Consider the following 17,918-nt stretch of genomic DNA (forward strand, 5'->3'; position numbering starts at 1 on the left):
GTTTCGCTGGCAAGCCAGCCCCTACAAGGCTCTTGGCTAGAGGGTAAATCTCTCGCAACAGCTAACGCAGACATAGCGAATGAATTCGCCCCTACAGGTTCCGGTTTAATCCTTCTCCAACGTGGCCAGGTGACCCAGGCTGGCCACGTACTCCTTCGGGTTCTTCCCCAGCAGGCGTCGGAACATGGCGCTGAAGGCACGGCCGCTGCCGTAACCAAGCTCGGTGGCGACCTGTTGCACGCTCTGCCCGGACAACAGGCGGGGCAGGGCCTCAGTCAGCCGCAACTGCTGGCGCCAGTCATTGAAGCTCATGCCCAGTTCGCGGGCGAACAGCCGGGCCAGGGTGCGGCTACTGGCGCCTACCTCCAGTCCCCAATCTTCCAGTGTGCGGTCCTGCTCCGGCGCTTTCAGCAGTGCCAGGCAGATGGCTCGCAGGCGTCGGTCCTCTGGCAATGGCAGGTGCAGGGGCATGTGCTCCAGGGCGGCGATTTCGTGGAGTAACAGCCGTTGCACCAGGGCCCTGTGCTCCTCGGCGTCCATCTCCTCCAGTTGAACGGCGCGCAGGATCAGTTCCCGCAGCAGCGGCGGGACCGCCAGCACGCAGCAGTCGTCAAGGGAGGCGGGAACGGCATCGGCGGCGATGAACAGGGTGCGCATCTGCACCTGTCCGGCCATGAATATCTGGTGCTCCACGCCGGGTGGAATCCACACCGCCTGGGTCGGAGGTATCACCCAGGCGCCGGCTGTCGTGACCAGACGCATCAGGCCGCGTGCGGCGTAGAGGAATTGTGCTTCCTCGTGGCAGTGGCGTTCGACGTGGGCGCCGTCCTGATAGTCGTGGGCAACTGCGCTCAGGCGGTCGTGCTGGTGGAGTCTGATAAGCATTGTCCGATTCGATGACTTCTGTGGCCGGTTGGTTCTTTGTGGACAACCTAGCATGACCCTTCCACCAACAAGAATGTCGCCGTCATGAATCGACCCCGCACCGTTATCCGCTTCATCAACGCCGCCCATGTAATTGACCACATGTTCATGCTCATCTTCCCGGCTGCCGTGCTCGGCATGGGGCGCGACTTCGGTCTTGCCTACGGCGAGCTGATCGGCCTATCGCTCGGCGGCTTCATCGCCTTCGGTGCGTGCTCACTACCCGCCGGCTGGCTGGGTGACCGCTGGAGCCGGCGCCAGATGATGCTGCTGTTCTTCCTGGGTATCGGTGCCTCGGGCATCTTCACTGGCCTCTGCACCTCGATTCCGGCCCTGGTAGCGGGGCTTACCCTGGTCGGGGTGTTCGCCGCCATCTACCACCCGGTGGGTACGGCATTGCTGGTGGCCCATGCGGAGAATCGAGGACGGGAGATCGGCATCAACGGCATGTGGGGCAATCTGGGGGTGGCCTTTGCGGCGTTGCTGACCGGATTTCTCACGGCGCGTTTCGGCTGGCGCGTGGCATTCATCCTGCCGGGTGTCGTGGCCATGCTGCTGGGCTTCTGGTTCGCCTGGTGCGTGCGCGAGGAAGCGGCCCCGCTGGCGGCAGCTGGAGGCCGGCGCGGAGGCCTCGGAGGTGGGGTCTCCATGCCGCTGGTATTCGGCGTGTTGGCATTGGTGACGGCCACGGGGGGCGTCGTGTTCAACGCCTCCACCGTGACCTATCCCAAGCTGTTCCAGGAGCGTCTGCACGACCTGTTTTCCTCGCCCGAGTCTCTTGGCCTGGTGGTGAGCCTGGCCTACGCCTTTGGTGCTGTGGCTCAGTTGCTGATCGGTCGGGTGATCGATCGTGTCAGCCTCAAGGTGCCCTTCGTGCTGCTGACCTTCTGCCAGGCGCCTTTGCTGCTGGCGATGGCCTGGGCCGACGGCTGGGTGGTGATCGCCCTGGGGGCTGCCTTCATGTTCGTCGTGTTCGGCCAGGTGACGGTGAACGACTCGATGGTCGCCAACTTCGTCGCACCTCATTGGCAGGCGCGGGTCTTCGCGCTGCGCTATTTCGTTTCCTTCGGTGCCAGCGCGGCGGCAATTCCGATGATCGCCTTCATCGAGCCGAGGCAGGGGCTTGTGGGGTTGTATCTGGTGCTGGTGGGGTTTGCGGTGCTGACATTCGCAGCGGCACTGGTGTTTCCGAGGACACCGGCGCATGTGGCGGTGGTGGCTTGAGGATAGAAAAGGCGCGTTCGGATCAGTGCGCCGGGAACACACAAAAAAGGCGCGACCAAAGCCGCGCCTTTCTCTTCCCCGCAGCAGCCCTTACAGCAGCTCGATCGCCACTGCAGTCGCTTCACCGCCACCGATGCACAGCGAAGCCACACCGCGCTTGCCGCCCTTGTTACGCAGGGCGTTGATCAGGGTGATGATGATGCGCGAACCGGTGGAGCCCACCGGGTGGCCCTGGGCGCAGGCGCCGCCGTAGACGTTGACCTTGGCGTGGTCCAGGCCGTGTTCGCGCATGGCCAGCATGGTCACCATGGCGAAGGCTTCGTTGATCTCGAACAGGTCGACATCGTCCTTGTTCCAGCCGGTTTTCGCGAACAGGTTGGTCATGGCGCCAATGGGGGCGAGGGTGAATTCGGCCGGGTCCTGGCTCTGGGTAGCGTGGCCGACGATCTTCGCCAGCGGCTTGAGACCACGGCGAGCGGCTTCTTCTGCGGTCATCAGGACCAGTGCGCTGGCGCCGTCGGAAATCGAGCTGGCGTTGGCGGCGGTGATGGTGCCGTCTTTCTTGAAGGCGGGCTTAAGGCCGGGAATCTTGTCCAGGTTGGCGGTCAGCGGCTGCTCGTCGTCCTTGACCACCACCTCACCCTTACGGGTGGTCACAGTCACCGGGACGATCTCGGCGGCCAGGGAACCGTCGGCGATAGCGGCCTGGGCGCGTTTGAGGGATTCGATGGCGTAGGCGTCCATCTCTTCACGGGAAACGCCGTACTGGTCAGCGGTTTCCTGGGCAAACGAGCCCATCAGGCGACCGGTGCGGGCGTCTTCCAGGCCGTCGAGGAACATGTGGTCCTTGATCTCGCCATGACCCATGCGCAGGCCGGTGCGGGCCTTTTCCAGCACGTAGGGCGCGTTGGACATGCTTTCCATGCCGCCAGCCACCATCACCGAGTTGGTGCCGGCCTTGAGCAGGTCGTGGGCCAGCATCACGGCCTTCATGCCGGAGCCGCAGAGCTTGTTGATGGTGGTGCAGCCGGTGGCAGCGGGCAGGCCGGCGTTCAATGCCGCCTGGCGGGCCGGGCCCTGCTTGAGGCCGGCGGGCAGCACGTTGCCCATGATCACTTCCTGCACGTCGGCCGGCTGGATGCCGGCGCGGCTGACGGCCTCGCGTATGGCCAGCGCTCCAAGGTCCACGGCGGAAACGCCGGACAGGCTGCCCTGGAAGCCGCCCATGGGAGTACGGGCGCCACTGACGATAACGATATCGGACATCTCGAACCTACCTCTGTGGATAACGGGCCGCGACCGGCCGGAGCCCCGGATTCTATCGGGTGACCGAAAGTCGAAAAAGAGTCACTCATCAAATCACTCTTTTGACTGATTTGCGTCGCGCCGATGGGGCCTAAAGTCGGGATCAACAATAAAGCCCTCAACCTCGCCAGGTGTGTCTCATGCTCCAGACTCGCGTCATCAAGCCCGCCGAAAACGCCTACGTCTATCCCCTGCTGATCAAACGCCTGCTGATGTCCGGCAGCCGATACGAGAAGACACGCGAGATCGTCTACCGCGACCGCATCCGCTACAGCTACGCGACCTTCAACGAGCGCGTCGCGCGTCTGGCCAACGTGCTCACCGAAGCGGGCGTGAAGGCAGGCGATACCGTCGCGGTGATGGATTGGGACAGCCACCGCTACCTGGAGTGCATGTTCGCTATCCCGATGATCGGTGCCGTGCTGCACACCATCAACATCCGCCTCTCGCCGGACCAGATCCTCTACACCATGAACCACGCCGAAGACCGCTTCGTGCTGGTCAATAGCGAGTTCCTGCCGATCTACCAGGCCATCGGCAGCCAACTGACCACGGTAGAGAAGACCCTGCTGCTCACCGACGGTACGGACCACGACGTCGACCTGCCGAACCTGGTTGGCGAGTACGAGACCCTGCTGGCAGCGGCCAGCCCGAAGTATGACTTCCCTGACTTCGACGAAGACTCCGTCGCCACCACCTTCTACACCACCGGCACCACCGGTAATCCCAAGGGCGTCTACTTCACCCACCGCCAGCTGGTGCTGCACACCCTGTCCATGGCCGCCACCATCGGTGCGCTGGACAGCATCCGGCTGATGGGCACCGATGACGTCTACATGCCCATCACTCCGATGTTCCACGTTCACGCCTGGGGCGTGCCTTACGTAGCCACCATGCTCGGGGTGAAGCAGGTGTACCCCGGCCGCTACGAGCCGGACATGCTTTGCCGCCTGATGCGCGAGGAGAAGGTCACTTTCTCCCATTGCGTGCCGACCATCCTGCAGATGGTGATGAATGCCCCGACCGCCCAGGGGTATGACTTCGGCGGCTTGAAGATGATCATCGGTGGCAGTGCGCTGAACCGTGCCCTGTACGACGCGGCCAAGGCCCGTGGCATCCAGCTCACCGCTGCCTACGGCATGTCCGAGACCTGCCCGTTGATCTCGGTGGCGCACCTCAACGAAGAGCTGCTGGTCGGCAGCGAGGATGAGCGCACCACCTACCGTATCAAGGCCGGCGTGCCGGTGCCGCTGGTGGAGGCGGCCATCATGGACGCCGATGGGCAGTTCCAGCCGGTCGATGGCGAGTCGCAGGGCGAGCTGGTGCTGCGCGCGCCCTGGCTGACCTACGGCTACTTCAACGAGCCGCAGAAGAGCGAGGAGCTCTGGGAACGCGGCTGGCTGCACACCGGGGACGTGGCCACGCTGGACGGAATGGGGTTCATCGAGATCCGCGACCGCATCAAGGATGTCATCAAGACCGGCGGCGAGTGGATCTCCTCGCTGGAACTGGAGGACTTGATCAGTCGTCACCCGGCGGTACGCGAAGTGGCCGTGGTGGGCGTTCCCGATCCGCAGTGGGGCGAACGTCCCTTTGCCCTGGTGGTGGTTCGTGACAATCAGCCCCTGGATGCCAAGGCGCTGAAGGAACACCTCAAGCCCTTTGTCGAGCAAGGTCACATCAATAAGTGGGCTATTCCCAGCCAGATCGCGCTTGTTACTGAAATTCCCAAGACCAGCGTGGGCAAGCTGGACAAGAAACGCATTCGTGTCGACATCGCCCAGTGGCAGGCCGCCGGCAGCACTTTCCTCTCCGCTCTCTGAGCAATACGGGCCGCGCCCTCTAGCGCGCGGCCCGGCAACCAAGCAAACGCTTGGCTTGTTATTTGCTGCTTTCTGAAAATAACTGGCTATCTTTCCTACCGAAGGATCGGACTAATCCGTCGGAAGGTGCGAGCCAGAGTGCTTGGGGGTTCCAAATCACACTTTCGAGGGATCAAGCGCTAATACCCGCTGGCTATAGTCCGCAATCATCAATAACAAAAAACACATGGAGTAGCGTCGATGACAACAACCACAACGTTCTGGCGCCTGGCAAAACTGCCATTGGCCGTCAGCCTTGCTTCCACGCTCGCGGCTCCGGCGTTCGGCGTGTCCTTCAACATCGGTGAGATCGAAGGCCAGTTCGACTCTTCGCTGTCGGTCGGCGCCAGCTGGTCCACCGCCAAGCCGAACGAGGACCTGATCGGCGTCAACAACGGGGGACGTGGCTTGTCGCAGACCTCCGACGACGGCCGTCTGAACTTCAAGCGCGGAGAGACCTTCTCGAAGATCTTCAAGGGCATCCATGACCTCGAACTCAAGTACGGCGACACCGGCGTCTTCGTCCGTGGCAAGTACTGGTACGACTTCGAGCTGAAGGACGAGAGCCGCCTGTTCAAAGACATCGACGACAACGGCCGCAAGGAAGGCGCCAAGTCTTCCGGCGCCGAACTGCTCGATGCCTTCATCTACCACAACTACAACATCGCCGACCTGCCGGGCTCCGTACGCCTGGGCAAGCAGGTGGTGAGCTGGGGTGAAAGTACCTTCATCCAGAACGGCATCAACGTCATCAACCCGGTAGACGTAGCCGCCTTCCGCCGCCCTGGCGCCGAGGTCAAGGAAGGTCTGATCCCGGTCAACATGTTCTATCTGTCCCAGAGCTTGACCGACAACCTGTCCGCCGAGGGCTTCTACCAGCTGGAGTGGGACCAAACGGTGGTCGACAACTGCGGCACCTTCTTCTCCCAGCCAGACGTGGTGGCTGATGGCTGCGACGACAACCTGCGAGTGTTGCGTAGCCGCTCGAGCCTGCCGCCGGGCGTACCGGAACTAGCGGCGGGACTTGGCGTGGACGTCGACGAGGAGGGGATCCTGGTACGTCGTGGCCCTGACCGCGATGCCGACGACGATGGCCAGTATGGCCTGGCGTTGCGCTACTTTGCCGAGGAGCTGGATACGGAATTCGGCGCCTATTACATGAACTATCACAGCCGCCTGCCGATCTTCAGCGGCTCTGCCGCTGCCCAGAGCGTCTTTGACCTCGCAGCCAGCCTGCCGCCGGCATTTGCCGCCCTCGCGCCGCTGTTGGTGGCGGGCAACTCCCAATACTTCATGGAGTATCCGGAAGACATCAGGCTGTATGGCTTGAGCTTCTCCACCACCCTGCCCACCGGCACGGCCTGGAGCGGCGAAGTCAGCTACCGTCCCAATGCACCGGTGCAGCTCAATACCACCGACATCCTCTTCGGCGGCCTGACGCCCCTGGACCCCACCGTATCGCCGCTCCAGGCGGTCCCGGGGACCGACACCCACGGTTACCGCCGTAAGGAAATCACCCAGCTGCAGACCACCTTCACCCATTTCTTCGATCAGGTGATGGGAGCCGAGCGCCTGACGCTGGTCGGCGAGGTCGCATGGACTCACGTCGGTGGTCTGGAAAGCTCCAGCAAGGCCCGTTACGGCCGTGATCCGGTGTACGGCCCCGGCGAGCTGCCGACTGCCGGCCGCTGCGAAGCGCTGAACCAAGGCACCCTGACCGGCGGTGGCGGTCCGCTGAACAACGTCAGCCGTTACTGCGAGAACGACGGTTTCACTACCTCCGACTCCTGGGGCTACCGTGTCCGCGCCGTGTGGGATTACAACGACGTGTTCGCTGGCATCAACCTTAAGCCGAACGTCGCCTGGCAGCATGATGTTGACGGTTACTCGCCTGGCCCTGGCGCCAACTTCGAGGAGGGCCGCAAGGCCGTCAGCCTTGGTCTGGATGCCGAATACCAGAACACCTATACCTCCAGCCTGTCGTACACCAACTTCTTCGACGGCAAGTACACCACTGTCGAGGATCGCGATTTCGTCGCCCTCAGTTTCGGCGTGAACTTCTAAGCGGACTGCAATCTTGAGGAAAACCATGAAAATGAAAACAACAAAGAGTCTGCTGCAAACTGGTGTGCTGGCGCTGTCCCTGCTGGCCACCGGCGTCATGGCGGCCGTGTCCCCGGACGAAGCGGCCAAGCTGGGCTCCACCCTGACGCCCATGGGCGCGGAAAAGGCCGGCAACGCCGATGGTTCCATTCCCGAGTGGACCGGTGGTCTGCCGCAGAGCGCCGGCGCCGTTGATGCCAAAGGCTTCCTGTCCGACCCCTTCGCCAGTGAGCAGCCGCTGTTCACCATCACCGCGCAGAACGTCGACCAGTACAAGGACAAGTTGACCCCTGGCCAATTGGCGATGTTCAAGCGCTACCCCGACAGCTACAAGATGCCGGTGTACAAGACCCACCGTTCCGCCACCGTCCCGGCCAGCGTGCTCGAGGCCACCCAGTACAACGCCACCAATACCAAACTGGTGGAAGGCGGCAATGGTCTGGAAAACTTCCGCACTGCCAACCCCTTCCCGATTCCGAAGGATGGCCTGGAGGCGATCTGGAACCACATCACCCGTTATCGCGGGGGTAGCGTGCGCCGTCTGGTGACCCAGGCGACCCCGCAGCCGAACGGCTCCTACAGCCTGGTGTACTTCCAGGACGAGTTCACCTTCCGCGACAAGCTGAAGGACTACGATGCGAGCAAGCCGAGCAACGTGCTGTTCTACTTCAAGCAGCGTGTGACTGCGCCGTCCCGCCTGGCCGGTAACGTGCTGCTGGTGCACGAAACCCTCAACCAGGTGAAGGAACCGCGCCTGGCCTGGCTCTATAACGCTGGCCAGCGCCGCGTACGCCGTGCGCCGCAGGTGTCCTACGATGGTCCGGGCACTGCTGCCGACGGCCTGCGTACTTCCGACAACTTCGACATGTACAACGGTGCGCCGGACCGTTACGACTGGAAGCTGGAAGGCAAGAAGGAGATCTACATCCCCTACAACAGCTACAAGCTGGATGATCCGAAGCTGAAGTACAGCGACATCATCAAGGCCGGCCACATCAACCAGGACCTGACCCGTTACGAGCTGCACCGCGTATGGCATGTGGTGGCGACCCTGAAGCAGGGCGAGCGCCACATCTACGCCAAGCGTGACTTCTACATCGACGAAGACACCTGGCAAGCCGCTGCCATCGACCACTACGACGGCCGTGGCACCCTGTGGCGCGTGGCTGAGGCCCATTCCCAGTACTACTACAACCATCAGGTACCGTGGTACACGCTGGAAAGCCTCTACGACCTGCTGTCCGGCCGTTACCTGGCGCTGGGCATGAAGAACGAGGAGAAACAGTCCTACGACTTCAGCTACACCGCTGGCGAAAGCGACTACACCCCGGCGGCCTTGCGTCAGGCGGGCGTTCGCTGATCCCCTGCAACACCTTGTAGCGAAGCCGGCCTCCGGGCCGGCTTTTTCTTGTCTGTATTTCCTTCCCGCCGGGGCTTCTATTGGGCCCCCTGAACCGCTAGGCTCGATCAGGTTCGCGCCCCTGTACGCACAATATTTCTAGAAGCTGGGTGATGACCGTCCTGACCAGTTCGCGATCCATGACACCGACCGCTGCTCCCGTGGCGGATGCGCGCTTCTTTCGCCCGCCGCGTCCGGCCGGCCATGTCCCGCGTCCGCGCCTGTGCGAGCGCCTTGCCGCTGGCCTCGACGGCCGCCTGCTGATGCTCAGCGCGCCGGCTGGCTTCGGCAAAAGCTCCCTGGCCATCGAGTTCTGCGAAAGCCTGCCGCCCGGTTGGCAGAGCCTCTGGCTCAGTCTGAGCCGGCGTGACAGCGATCCGGGGCGCTTCCTCGAACGTCTACTGGACGGCCTTCGCCAGTTCTACCCGGGGCTCGGTGATGAAGCCATGGGCCATCTGAAGATGCGCCAGCGCCACCAGCCCTTCGCCTTCGAGCAGTGGCTGGATGGCCTGCTCGACGAAGTGGCCGAACACCTGGATGCCAACCAGCCGCTGTTGCTGGTGCTGGACGACTATCACCTGGCGCAGAACGCAGTGCTCGACCGCTGCCTGCAATTCCTCCTCAACCACCTGCCCGACGGTTGGGTGCTGCTGGTCACCAGTCGCCAGCGCCCGGATTGGCACCTGGCCCGGCTGCGCCTGTCGAGGCACCTGCTGGAACTGAACGAGCAAGACCTGCGCCTGACCGAAGACGAGTGCCTGGCGCTGCTGAGCAGCCAGGGTGCGAAGCTCGAAGGCGACGACCTGGACGGTTTGCTTCAACGTAGCGAAGGCTGGGTCGCCGGCCTGCGCCTGTGGCTGCTTGCAGGCCAGGAAGCTCCTGTCAGCACCGAGGTGGAGCGGACCACCCAGGGTGACGAAAGCCTGATTCGTGAATACCTGCTGGAGGAAGTCATCGAGCGCCAGCCGCCCGAAGTCCAGGCCTTCCTCTTTGAAACCGCCAGCTTCGAGCGCTTCTGCGCCGAACTCTGCGATGCCGTGCGCGAGAGCCACGACAGCGCCGCCATCCTCCGTTACCTGCAGGCCCACCAGGTGTTCCTGGTTCCCTTGGACGAACAAGGCCAGTGGTTCCGCTATCACCACCTGTTCTCCGACCTGCTGCGCAGCCGCGGCACCACAAGCCTGGCGCCGTCCGGCATGCACTTGCGTGCCTGTCGCTGGTTCAGCGCGCGCGGCCTGCTGGATGAGGCGGTGGAGCAGGCCTTGCGTGCCGGCCAGCCCGATGTGGCGGCCTCGCTGGTGCAGAACCTGTCCGAAGAACAGCTGCTGGCCAATCAGAACATCGCCATGCTGCTGCGCTGGAAGATGGACCTCCCCGACAGCCTGCTGTCCAGCACGCCTCGCCTGATCGTGCTCTACAGCCTGGCCCTGGGCCTGGCCTGCCAACTGGACGCAGCGGAAGAACTGGCGAGCAACCTTGCGCGCTTCCTCCCGGCACCAGACGCCGTGCAACAGCGCAGCCTGCTGGTGCAGTGGCAGGCCATCAGCGGCCTGATCGCCCGCGGCCGCGGCGACATCGAACGTGCCGAACATTTCTGCACCGAAGCCCTGAGCGCGTTGCTGGCCGAGAACTACGGCCAGCGCCACCTGTGCCTGTCATTGCTGGGCAATATCGCCCTGGTGCGCGGTGATCTCTGGCGCGCCCGTGGCCTCAACCGAGAAGCCCTGGAATTGGCCCAGCGAGGGGCCAACCCGCTATTCGAGGCGCTGGTTCATTACGACCGTGCGCGAGTGCTGCAGGTGCGCGGCGAAACGCTGCGCGCCCAGGTTGAAGTGCAGAGCGGCCTGGAACGCCTGCGTGGCGTGGAGGTGCCCAGGGCCTGCGTGGCGCGCGCGCGGCTGATGCTTTACCAGGGTTTCCTGCTCTGCATGCGCATGCAGAACCAGGCGGCGCGCGTCAGCCTGCAGGCGGGTATTGCCGAAGCACGTGCCTGCCGCGATATCAGCCTGTTGATCGGGCACTGTGCCCTGGCTGCGCTGGAAGGCCGCGAGGGCCGCTTCGCCGCCGCTTTCGCCCAACTCGCCGAAGCTGAACGACTGATGCACATCTGGGACGTGCCACCGGTCTACTACCTGGCCATGATCACCTTGTCCAAATGCGAGCTGTGGTTGGCCCAGGGCCAGTTGGAACTGGCAGAAGCCTGGCTGCCGCGTCTGGCGGAAACCTATGCCGGCGAGGGCGCTGCTGCCGCCCCCGAGTTCCATCCGCTGCTGCCGCTTTGCATCGAGCAGCAAACAGCCGCGCTGGCCCGCGCCCAAGGCCGCACGGCAGACGCCGAAGCGCTTCTGCGCGGTCTGCTGGAAAAAACCGAACGCCAGGGCGTGATGCATGTAGCGCTGGCCGCTCGGCTGCAGCTGGTGAGCCTGCTGCGCTCAGATCGTGAGCGGGAGGCTATCGCCCTGCTGGATCGCGCGCTGGAGTCCTTGCCTGGCGGTGCGCTGCTGCCCTATCGGGAGCTCCTCGAGCAGCACCCGCAGTGGCTGCGTGAACAACTGGCTACCCGTTCACCGGATGACGTACGCGACTTGCTCGACCTGCTGCCGGGTGTCGAGGCCGTGTTGCCGGTTGATGTCGGAACCGCCGAGGCCTTGAGTTCACGGGAGTTGGCGGTGCTGCAACTGATCGCCCAGGGCTGCTCGAACCAGGAAATCAGCGAGCGCCTCTTCATTTCTCTGCACACGGTGAAAAGCCACGCCCGCCATATCAACAGCAAACTGGGTGTGGAGCGACGCACCCAGGCGGTGGCGCGCGCCAAGTCTCTCGGATTACTGCGCTGAGGCAGCGGGTGGCGCTGAAAGATCCAGCGCCGGTCTGGCTGGCTTGGGCGCCACAGGCCTGGACAATTGGGTGTCCACATCCTGTTGAATGCTGACCAGCACGGGCAGCAGATCGGCCATGTTGCCTCGCACCTCGCTGTATGGGTGTTTCTTGGCCAGATCGGCGACTCGCGCCAGCAGTTGCCCGCGCACATCAACCGGCAAGTGCACGAAAAGTTCCGGCAACTGTTTGGCCAGTTCGGCGCTGTAAAGCACCAGGTCCTCGCGGTTGAACTGGCGCGTCAGACCCAGATAGTCCAGCGCGCTGGACGACAGCATGGCGGCTGCCGCCTTGGTTTCTTGCAACCCCTGCAGGCGAATCGGGCTGCTCTGTTCCTGCTCTGAAAGCGTCATCCAGAACTCCACCGTAAGGGTGAAGAGGATGGCCTGCTGGCGCAGGGAATAGGTCATCAGGCCCAGTGCTTCGGCGCCGTAAGGCTGCTGCGCGGCCTTGAAGTCGAAATACAGGCGCATCAGTTCCTTGAGCTGGAAGAGCACCTCGCGCGCCTCGTTCTGCCGCAGTTCCAGCGGTGCGTAGATGTTCAGCTGCGGCTTGAAGTTTTCCTCGCTGACCATGCGCGTGTAGATGGGCCCGGTGAACTCGCCGCTGCGCCGGGGCAGGGCGTTGACCTGGGTGGTGTCGATTTTCTGCAGCGCCAGGATCAACTGATGGTACTCGGCGCTGGCCCAGGGGCGCTGGATGTCCGGGATCTTCTGCCCCAGGTAGAAAAGCTCGGCGGCCGGTGCGCGCAGGGCGAAAACCAGCAAAAGGATGGCCAGCGGCCAGAGCAGGGGGCGTGTTAGCGTCATCAGTCAGGACAATCCTGCGGGGGAGGGCCGGCCAAGAGTAACGAGGCCGCGCTGTGCCGTCACCCGCGCCTTGGTTGGGGAAGCAGGCTGATGGAAACGAGCGAGCAGGGTGCCGTGCGCGCGGTGTTCGAGGACCTGGGGGGCTTCAACGCTGTGCGCCAGCAGGGCGAAGGTGAAGGTCCGCTCGTAGGTCACCTGTTGCGTGCCAACATCCAGCTGGCCGCCATTCCGGTCTTTGCCCGCAAGGGCATCGCCGAGACCACGGTTAATGACCTGCTGGATGCCGCGCGGGTTTCTCGCCGGACCTTCTACAAGTACTTCGCCAACAAGATGGATGTGCTGGAAAGCATCTACCGCACGGCGGTGGTCCTGCTGCTGGCGCGCTTTCGCGAGATGCAGGACGACGCCGGCAGCGCCGAGGCCTGGCTACGCGGCATGGTGGCGCGCTTCTTCGACTACCACCTGGCCGTCGGCCCCATCATCCGCCTGATGCAGGAAGAAGCCCTGCGCGCCGACTCCCCGCTCGCCAGCCATCGCCAGCGTGCCCATGAGGAAATGGGCCGCCTGCTCGCCGAACGCCTGCACGGTGAAGGCGACGAACGCGATCCGCTGACCTATCGGGCGCTGATCTGGGCGATGGAAGCCGCGTCTCTCGAACTGCTGACCGGCGCTGCGACTGCTGTTGAGATCGAGCGGGCCAAGACGGTACTGGGGGACCTGTTGATCGCTGCACTGCGGTCGCGTGCTGCCTAGCGAGCGGACACATCCTAGGTTGGGCGCGGTTGGCGCGGACGCATGCTGTGATAGGCCCTCGATCACAACAACCACGAGGTGCCCCGCATGTCCGCATCCAGCTTGCCGCTGTCGCCGCCGCTTGCCGCCGGCTTCGCCCGCCTGGGCTTCGGCTCCCTGTCGCTCGACCGCCTAAAGGCGCGCTACGCCAGCGCCGACAGCGGTTCGCGCTTCATCGAGCTGGATGGCTTCAACGTCCATTACCGAGATGAGGGCAGCCGCGACAAACCGGCCCTGGTCATGATCCACGGCGTGGTGGCTTCCTTGCACACTTGGGATGGCTGGGTGGAAGCTTTTTCCCCGCACTACCGCATCATCCGCTTCGACGTACCGGGTTTCGGCCTCACCGGGCCCAAGCGCAATGGCGACTATTCCGCCGAACGCATGATCGGCATCCTCGGCCTGCTGCTGGACTACCTGGGGGTGGCCAAGGCGTCCATCGCCGGTAACTCCCTGGGCGGCTACATCGCCTGGAATTTCGCCCTGACCCAGCCGCAGCGGGTCGACAAACTCGTGCTGATCGACCCGGCCGGCTACCCGATGCGCAAGGTGCCCTGGATGATCGCCGCCGCCGCGCTACCTGGCGCCACCGTGGCCATGCCGCTGTGGATGCCGCGGGCACTGATTGCCCAGGGCATCAAGGAAGTCTATGGCGAACCTGGCCGGATCAAACCCGGTGTGGTGGACCGTTACTACGACCTTAGCCGCCGGCCGGGCAACCGCCGGGCGATGATGGACATCTTCCGCGTGCTGCTGAAGGTCAATCGCACGGAGCTGGAGCACAGCGGCCAGCGAGTGGCGCACATCAAGGCACCGACCCTGCTGATGTGGGGCGAGAAGGATCGCTGGATATCGCCAAAGCACGTGCCGCTCTGGCAGCGCGATCTACCGGGCATCCAGGTGAAGACCTATCCGGGGGTGGGGCATATCCCGATGGAAGAGATTGCGCAGCAGAGTGCGGCGGACGCGATGCGGTTCTTGCTGGGGTGAGATTGGCGCGGCGCCTGTCTTCCCTCACCCCAACCCTCTCCCAAAGGGAGAGGGGGCCGTCCGTGCAAGAGGTAGGCTCTGAGTACCCCTCGCCCTCTGGGAGAGGGGCCGTGGGAGAGGGTTGCATCAGCCACTCCAAACTTTCCTGCAGACACAGGAACGGCCCCGAAGGGCCGTTTTCTCTATCTGCATGAAATTCAAGCCACACTCGCCTGCGGCACATCGAACTCTTCCCGCGTCCTGTACAGCAGATCCAGATTGTCGTGCTGCCACGGGTGAAAACCCTTCTTGAAGAAGTCCAGGTAGGTGCGCACCAGCGGCCGGAAGATGCCGTTGCGGCCCCACATCCAGTTCAGACCGTCGCGCCAGACACGCCAGTTCCAAAGCAGGCCGTCGCGCTTGAGCATGTGGGCCAGGCCGCGGGTGGTGTCGAGCACAAAGAAGAAGGTGCCCATCACCATCGCCCGGCGCAGCAGGCGGTGGCTGCCGCAGACCTGGTTGTACACATCGAATGCCACCGCCTTGTGCTCGGTTTCTTCCAGCGCATGCCAGCGCCACAGGCGTGCCATGGTCGGGTGGGCGCCGGCCATGTACTCGGGGTTCTTCAGCAGACCGTCGGCCATGATCGCGGTGATGTGTTCCAGGGCGGCCGTAGCGGCCAACTGGCGGCGGGTGGAGAACTTCTTCTGGGTGTAGCGGATGCGCGCCTGGGCGCGGCGCTCAATGGCGCCGATGTCATAGCCCAGCTCGCGCAGGCGGTTGCTGTATTCCAGGTGCTCACGGCTGTGATGGCCCTCCTGGCCGATGAAACCGCGGATCTGTTCCTTCAGCACCGGGTCGTCGATCTCGTCGCGGAACTGGCGCACCGAGTCGATGAAGAAGCGCTCGCCGTCGGGGAAGAGCACCGACATCGCGTCGAACAGGTGGCTCTTGAAGGCGTCGCCGCTGTGCCAGTGGCGGGGCAGCGGGCTGGGCAAATCGAAATCCATGTGGCGCGGACGGATAACCAATCCTTCGGGTGTGGTGCTGGCCATGGGGGCTCCTTGAGTCTATCTGGACCATGGTCCCACTATCGGCTTGCCGGGTTTTGTCGGACAAGGTTATCTTCTGCCAACCTTGGGGTCATATCCGGCCACAACCAGAACAAGATGCGAAAATGAAGCAACCGCTGACTTTCTCCGCCGAATTGGTACCCGTCGCCTATGCCGAAGCCTTGCTTGGCCTGGTCGAGGAATTGGGTGTGGCCCGCGAGGCTTTGTTCGCCAGCGCCAGGGTGCGGCCGGAGCTGCTCGGCAACCCGAATGGCCGCTTGTCCTTCCTCGATTTCAACCAGCTTGCCGGCGCGGCCTTGCACCTGTGTCGCGAACCGGCCTTGGGGCTGATTCTGGGCCAGCGGTTGAACGTCTCCACTCATGGGATTCTCGGTTATGCAGTGCTCTCCAGTGCGAACCTAGGCCGTGCTCTGCAGTTTGCGCTGAAGTATTACCGGGTATTGGGGCTCGCCTACGAGCTGGAACTGGTGGAACAGGGCGAATGCCTGCAACTGCGTGCTATCGAATCCTTTCCGATGGGGCCCTTGGGGCGATTCGCCGGTGAGGGATTGCTAGCCAGTTTTTTCAGCATCGCGCGCTTTCTGGTGGGTGAGGAACTGCGTGGCCAGCAGGTGGGCTTCGCCCATTCGGCACCGGCCTACGCGACGCGCTACGCGGAGGTGTTCGGCGTCTCGGCGCATTTCGAGCAACCCTGCCACTGGCTGAGCCTGCCCAAAAGTTACCTGGAACGCCCCATGGCCCTGGCCAATCCGGCCACAGTGCAGATGTGCGAGCAGCAATGCGAAGCCCTGCTGGCCACACTGGACGTGCAGGACGCGCTGCTGACTCGCGTGCGTCGCCTGCTGATGGCGCGCCCCGGTGACTTCCCCGACCTCGACGGTGCTGCCCGCGCCCTGCACACCAGTGGGCGTAGCCTGCGCCGTCACCTTTCGGCAATGGGCACGAGTTATCAACAGGTACTGGACGAGGTGCGCAAGAGCCTGGCCTTGCAGTACCTGAGCACCACCCATCTGCCGTTGTTCGAGATTGCCAGCCTGCTGGGCTTCAGCGACCCGTCCAACTTCCGCCGTGCCTTCCGTAAATGGACGGGGAGGCTGCCGAGCGATTATCGTGCCGGGCCGTGAAGTCCAATCGCCGAGCGCCGCAGAGCGCCGCCGTACCGGAGATGCCCGATGACCCAGCCTACCGCCCTGATCCGCGAAACCTTCCCCGTCGGCCCCTTGCAGTGCAACTGCACCCTGATCGGCGACCCGGTCAGCAAGAAGGCCATAGTGGTGGACCCGGGCGGCAACCCTGAGTTGATCCTGGCGCGCCTGGAAGCCCATGGTCTGAAGCTGGTCAGCATCATCCACACCCATGCTCATCTCGATCACTTCCTCGCCTCCGGCGAATTGAAGAAGGCCACCGGTGCCACCCTGCATCTGCACAAGGAAGACCAGTTCCTCTGGGACAACCTGGAAATGCAGTGCCGCATGTTCGGTGTGCCCTACAAGCCGGTACCGGCGCCTGACCAGTGGCTGTCCGACGACGAGGAATTGGCCTGCGGTTGCGGTGTAGCGCTGCACACCCCGGGACATACACCCGGCTCCATGAGTTTCTGGTTCCCCGAAGCCAAGTTGCTGATCGCTGGCGATACCCTGTTCCGCCGTGGCATCGGCCGTACTGACCTCTGGGGCGGCGACTACAACACCATCGAGCGATCCATCAAGCAGCGGCTCTACAGCCTGGACGAGGAGGCCACCGTGGTCACCGGCCATGGCCCGGACACCCTGCTGGGCGATGAGATGCGCGAAAATCCGTTTGTGCGGGCCTGAGCCACGGAATTTATGTCGAACTAAGTGCTCTAATGGCCCGCAGCCATATCGGCTACAAGATTTCTCAGGAGTAAAAGTCCATGTTCACCGCGCGTCGCCTGATCATCGCCGCTACCGCTTTTGCCATGCTGTCGGGTTGTGCTCAGAACCCTTACAACCAACAGGGTGAAGTCCAGGCTCCCGCCGAGGGCGGCATGAGCAAAACCGCCAAGTACGGTGCCTTGGGTGCCTTGGCCGGTGCCGTAGCAGGCGCTGCGATCAATCACGACAACCGTGGCAAGGGTGCGCTGATCGGCGCCGCCGTGGCTGGCGCCGCCAGCGCAGGCTACGGCTATTACGTTGACAAGCAGGAAGCAGAGCTGCGTCGCAGCATGGAAGGCACCGGCGTGCAGGTACAGCGTCAGGGCGACAACATCAACCTGATCATGCCCGGCAATATCACGTTCGCCACCAATTCGGCGGACATCGCCAGCAACTTCTATTCCCCGCTGAACAACCTGGCGACTTCGTTCAAGCAGTACGACCAGAACAACATCGAAGTGGTGGGTCACACCGACAGCACCGGCAGCCACCAATACAACATGAACCTGTCGCAACTGCGCGCCCAGAGCGTGGCCAATTACCTGGTTGCTCAGGGCGTCAATGGCACCCGCGTGACTTCCCGCGGCATGGGCCCGGACCTGCCGGTCGCCAGCAACGCCAACGAGGCCGGCCGTTCGCAGAACCGCCGTGTGGAGATCAAGCTGACCCCGATTCCCGGCGCCCAG

At 63.5% G+C, this 17,918-nt stretch carries 14 protein-coding genes; 10 read left to right on the top strand and 4 right to left on the bottom strand.

From position 1 onward, the window contains the following. Positions 1–105: 105 nt before the first annotated feature. Entirely contained in the window at positions 106–885 is a 780-nt protein-coding gene (locus AAHM40_RS26370) for an AraC family transcriptional regulator (protein ID WP_342247341.1), read from the bottom strand. An 84-nt stretch (positions 886–969) separates the two neighbouring features. On the opposite strand from AAHM40_RS26370, the gene AAHM40_RS26375 reads away from it, so the two are divergent. After that, positions 970–2,148, top strand: a complete 1,179-nt coding sequence (locus AAHM40_RS26375; RefSeq protein WP_342247342.1) for an MFS transporter — start codon at positions 970–972, stop codon at positions 2,146–2,148. Between the two features lie 90 nt (positions 2,149–2,238). Here AAHM40_RS26375 and AAHM40_RS26380 read toward each other — a convergent pair whose 3' ends face one another. Then, a complete protein-coding gene (locus AAHM40_RS26380) occupies positions 2,239–3,414 on the bottom strand; it encodes a thiolase family protein (RefSeq protein WP_342247343.1) in 1,176 nt (391 codons plus the stop codon). A gap of 179 nt (positions 3,415–3,593) precedes the next feature. Between AAHM40_RS26380 and AAHM40_RS26385 the strand changes: the two genes are divergently transcribed. The 4 genes from AAHM40_RS26385 to AAHM40_RS26400 all read left to right on the top strand — a co-directional run bounded on the left by AAHM40_RS26385 (position 3,594) and on the right by AAHM40_RS26400 (position 11,654). Continuing rightward, positions 3,594–5,276, top strand: coding sequence for a fatty acid--CoA ligase (locus AAHM40_RS26385; RefSeq protein ID WP_342247344.1), 1,683 nt, complete (start codon positions 3,594–3,596; stop codon positions 5,274–5,276). Positions 5,277–5,516: 240 nt separating this feature from the next. Then, complete coding sequence (locus AAHM40_RS26390) at positions 5,517–7,379, top strand: DUF1302 domain-containing protein (protein WP_342247345.1); 1,863 nt, start codon at positions 5,517–5,519, stop codon at positions 7,377–7,379. 31 nt (positions 7,380–7,410) lie between these two features. Next, entirely contained in the window at positions 7,411–8,778 is a 1,368-nt protein-coding gene (locus tag AAHM40_RS26395; RefSeq protein ID WP_342247346.1) for a DUF1329 domain-containing protein, read from the top strand. A gap of 152 nt (positions 8,779–8,930) precedes the next feature. Next, on the top strand, positions 8,931–11,654 hold the full coding sequence (locus tag AAHM40_RS26400) for a LuxR C-terminal-related transcriptional regulator (RefSeq protein ID WP_342247347.1): 2,724 nt from the start codon (positions 8,931–8,933) through the stop codon (positions 11,652–11,654). On the opposite strand, the gene AAHM40_RS26405 is transcribed toward AAHM40_RS26400, so the two are convergent. After that, positions 11,643–12,506: a hypothetical protein gene (locus AAHM40_RS26405; RefSeq protein ID WP_342247354.1), complete on the bottom strand. Its 864-nt coding sequence runs from the start codon at positions 12,504–12,506 to the stop codon at positions 11,643–11,645. The two genes, AAHM40_RS26400 and AAHM40_RS26405, sit on opposite strands and share 12 nt — an antisense overlap. An 87-nt stretch (positions 12,507–12,593) precedes the next feature. On the opposite strand from AAHM40_RS26405, the gene AAHM40_RS26410 reads away from it, so the two are divergent. Continuing rightward, positions 12,594–13,256 carry a TetR/AcrR family transcriptional regulator gene (locus AAHM40_RS26410; RefSeq protein ID WP_342247348.1) on the top strand — a complete coding sequence of 221 codons (663 nt, stop codon included), beginning with the start codon at positions 12,594–12,596 and terminating at the stop codon, positions 13,254–13,256. 87 nt (positions 13,257–13,343) lie between these two features. Then, the gene (locus AAHM40_RS26415; RefSeq protein WP_342247349.1) at positions 13,344–14,285 is read left to right on the top strand and encodes an alpha/beta fold hydrolase; all 942 of its coding nucleotides are present in this window, start codon (positions 13,344–13,346) and stop codon (positions 14,283–14,285) included. Between the two features lie 197 nt (positions 14,286–14,482). Here AAHM40_RS26415 and AAHM40_RS26420 read toward each other — a convergent pair whose 3' ends face one another. Continuing rightward, complete coding sequence (locus tag AAHM40_RS26420) at positions 14,483–15,319, bottom strand: metal-dependent hydrolase (RefSeq protein ID WP_342247350.1); 837 nt, start codon at positions 15,317–15,319, stop codon at positions 14,483–14,485. A gap of 122 nt (positions 15,320–15,441) precedes the next feature. On the opposite strand from AAHM40_RS26420, the gene AAHM40_RS26425 reads away from it, so the two are divergent. The 3 genes from AAHM40_RS26425 to AAHM40_RS26435 all read left to right on the top strand — a co-directional run. Further along, entirely contained in the window at positions 15,442–16,461 is a 1,020-nt protein-coding gene (locus tag AAHM40_RS26425; RefSeq protein ID WP_342247351.1) for an AraC family transcriptional regulator, read from the top strand. A 48-nt stretch (positions 16,462–16,509) separates the two neighbouring features. Further along, positions 16,510–17,151: an MBL fold metallo-hydrolase gene (locus tag AAHM40_RS26430; RefSeq protein ID WP_342247352.1), complete on the top strand. Its 642-nt coding sequence runs from the start codon at positions 16,510–16,512 to the stop codon at positions 17,149–17,151. A gap of 80 nt (positions 17,152–17,231) precedes the next feature. Next, the coding region (locus AAHM40_RS26435) for an OmpA family protein (RefSeq protein WP_342247353.1) at positions 17,232–17,918 on the top strand (687 nt) is incomplete at its 3' end.

It is taken from the genome of Pseudomonas sp. OTU5201 (assembly GCF_038440135.1).
In the GTDB taxonomy this organism is placed as follows: Bacteria; Pseudomonadota; Gammaproteobacteria; order Pseudomonadales; family Pseudomonadaceae; genus Metapseudomonas; species Metapseudomonas resinovorans.

Coding starts and splice junctions, on each gene's coding strand:
- AAHM40_RS26370 (WP_342247341.1), bottom strand. CDS start 885: ATGCTTATCAGACTCCACCAGCACGACCGCCTGAGCGCAGTTGCCCAC.
- AAHM40_RS26375 (WP_342247342.1), top strand. CDS start 970: ATGAATCGACCCCGCACCGTTATCCGCTTCATCAACGCCGCCCATGTA.
- AAHM40_RS26380 (WP_342247343.1), bottom strand. CDS start 3,414: ATGTCCGATATCGTTATCGTCAGTGGCGCCCGTACTCCCATGGGCGGC.
- AAHM40_RS26385 (WP_342247344.1), top strand. CDS start 3,594: ATGCTCCAGACTCGCGTCATCAAGCCCGCCGAAAACGCCTACGTCTAT.
- AAHM40_RS26390 (WP_342247345.1), top strand. CDS start 5,517: ATGACAACAACCACAACGTTCTGGCGCCTGGCAAAACTGCCATTGGCC.
- AAHM40_RS26395 (WP_342247346.1), top strand. CDS start 7,411: ATGAAAACAACAAAGAGTCTGCTGCAAACTGGTGTGCTGGCGCTGTCC.
- AAHM40_RS26400 (WP_342247347.1), top strand. CDS start 8,931: ATGACCGTCCTGACCAGTTCGCGATCCATGACACCGACCGCTGCTCCC.
- AAHM40_RS26410 (WP_342247348.1), top strand. CDS start 12,594: ATGGAAACGAGCGAGCAGGGTGCCGTGCGCGCGGTGTTCGAGGACCTG.
- AAHM40_RS26415 (WP_342247349.1), top strand. CDS start 13,344: ATGTCCGCATCCAGCTTGCCGCTGTCGCCGCCGCTTGCCGCCGGCTTC.
- AAHM40_RS26420 (WP_342247350.1), bottom strand. CDS start 15,319: ATGGCCAGCACCACACCCGAAGGATTGGTTATCCGTCCGCGCCACATG.
- AAHM40_RS26425 (WP_342247351.1), top strand. CDS start 15,442: ATGAAGCAACCGCTGACTTTCTCCGCCGAATTGGTACCCGTCGCCTAT.
- AAHM40_RS26430 (WP_342247352.1), top strand. CDS start 16,510: ATGACCCAGCCTACCGCCCTGATCCGCGAAACCTTCCCCGTCGGCCCC.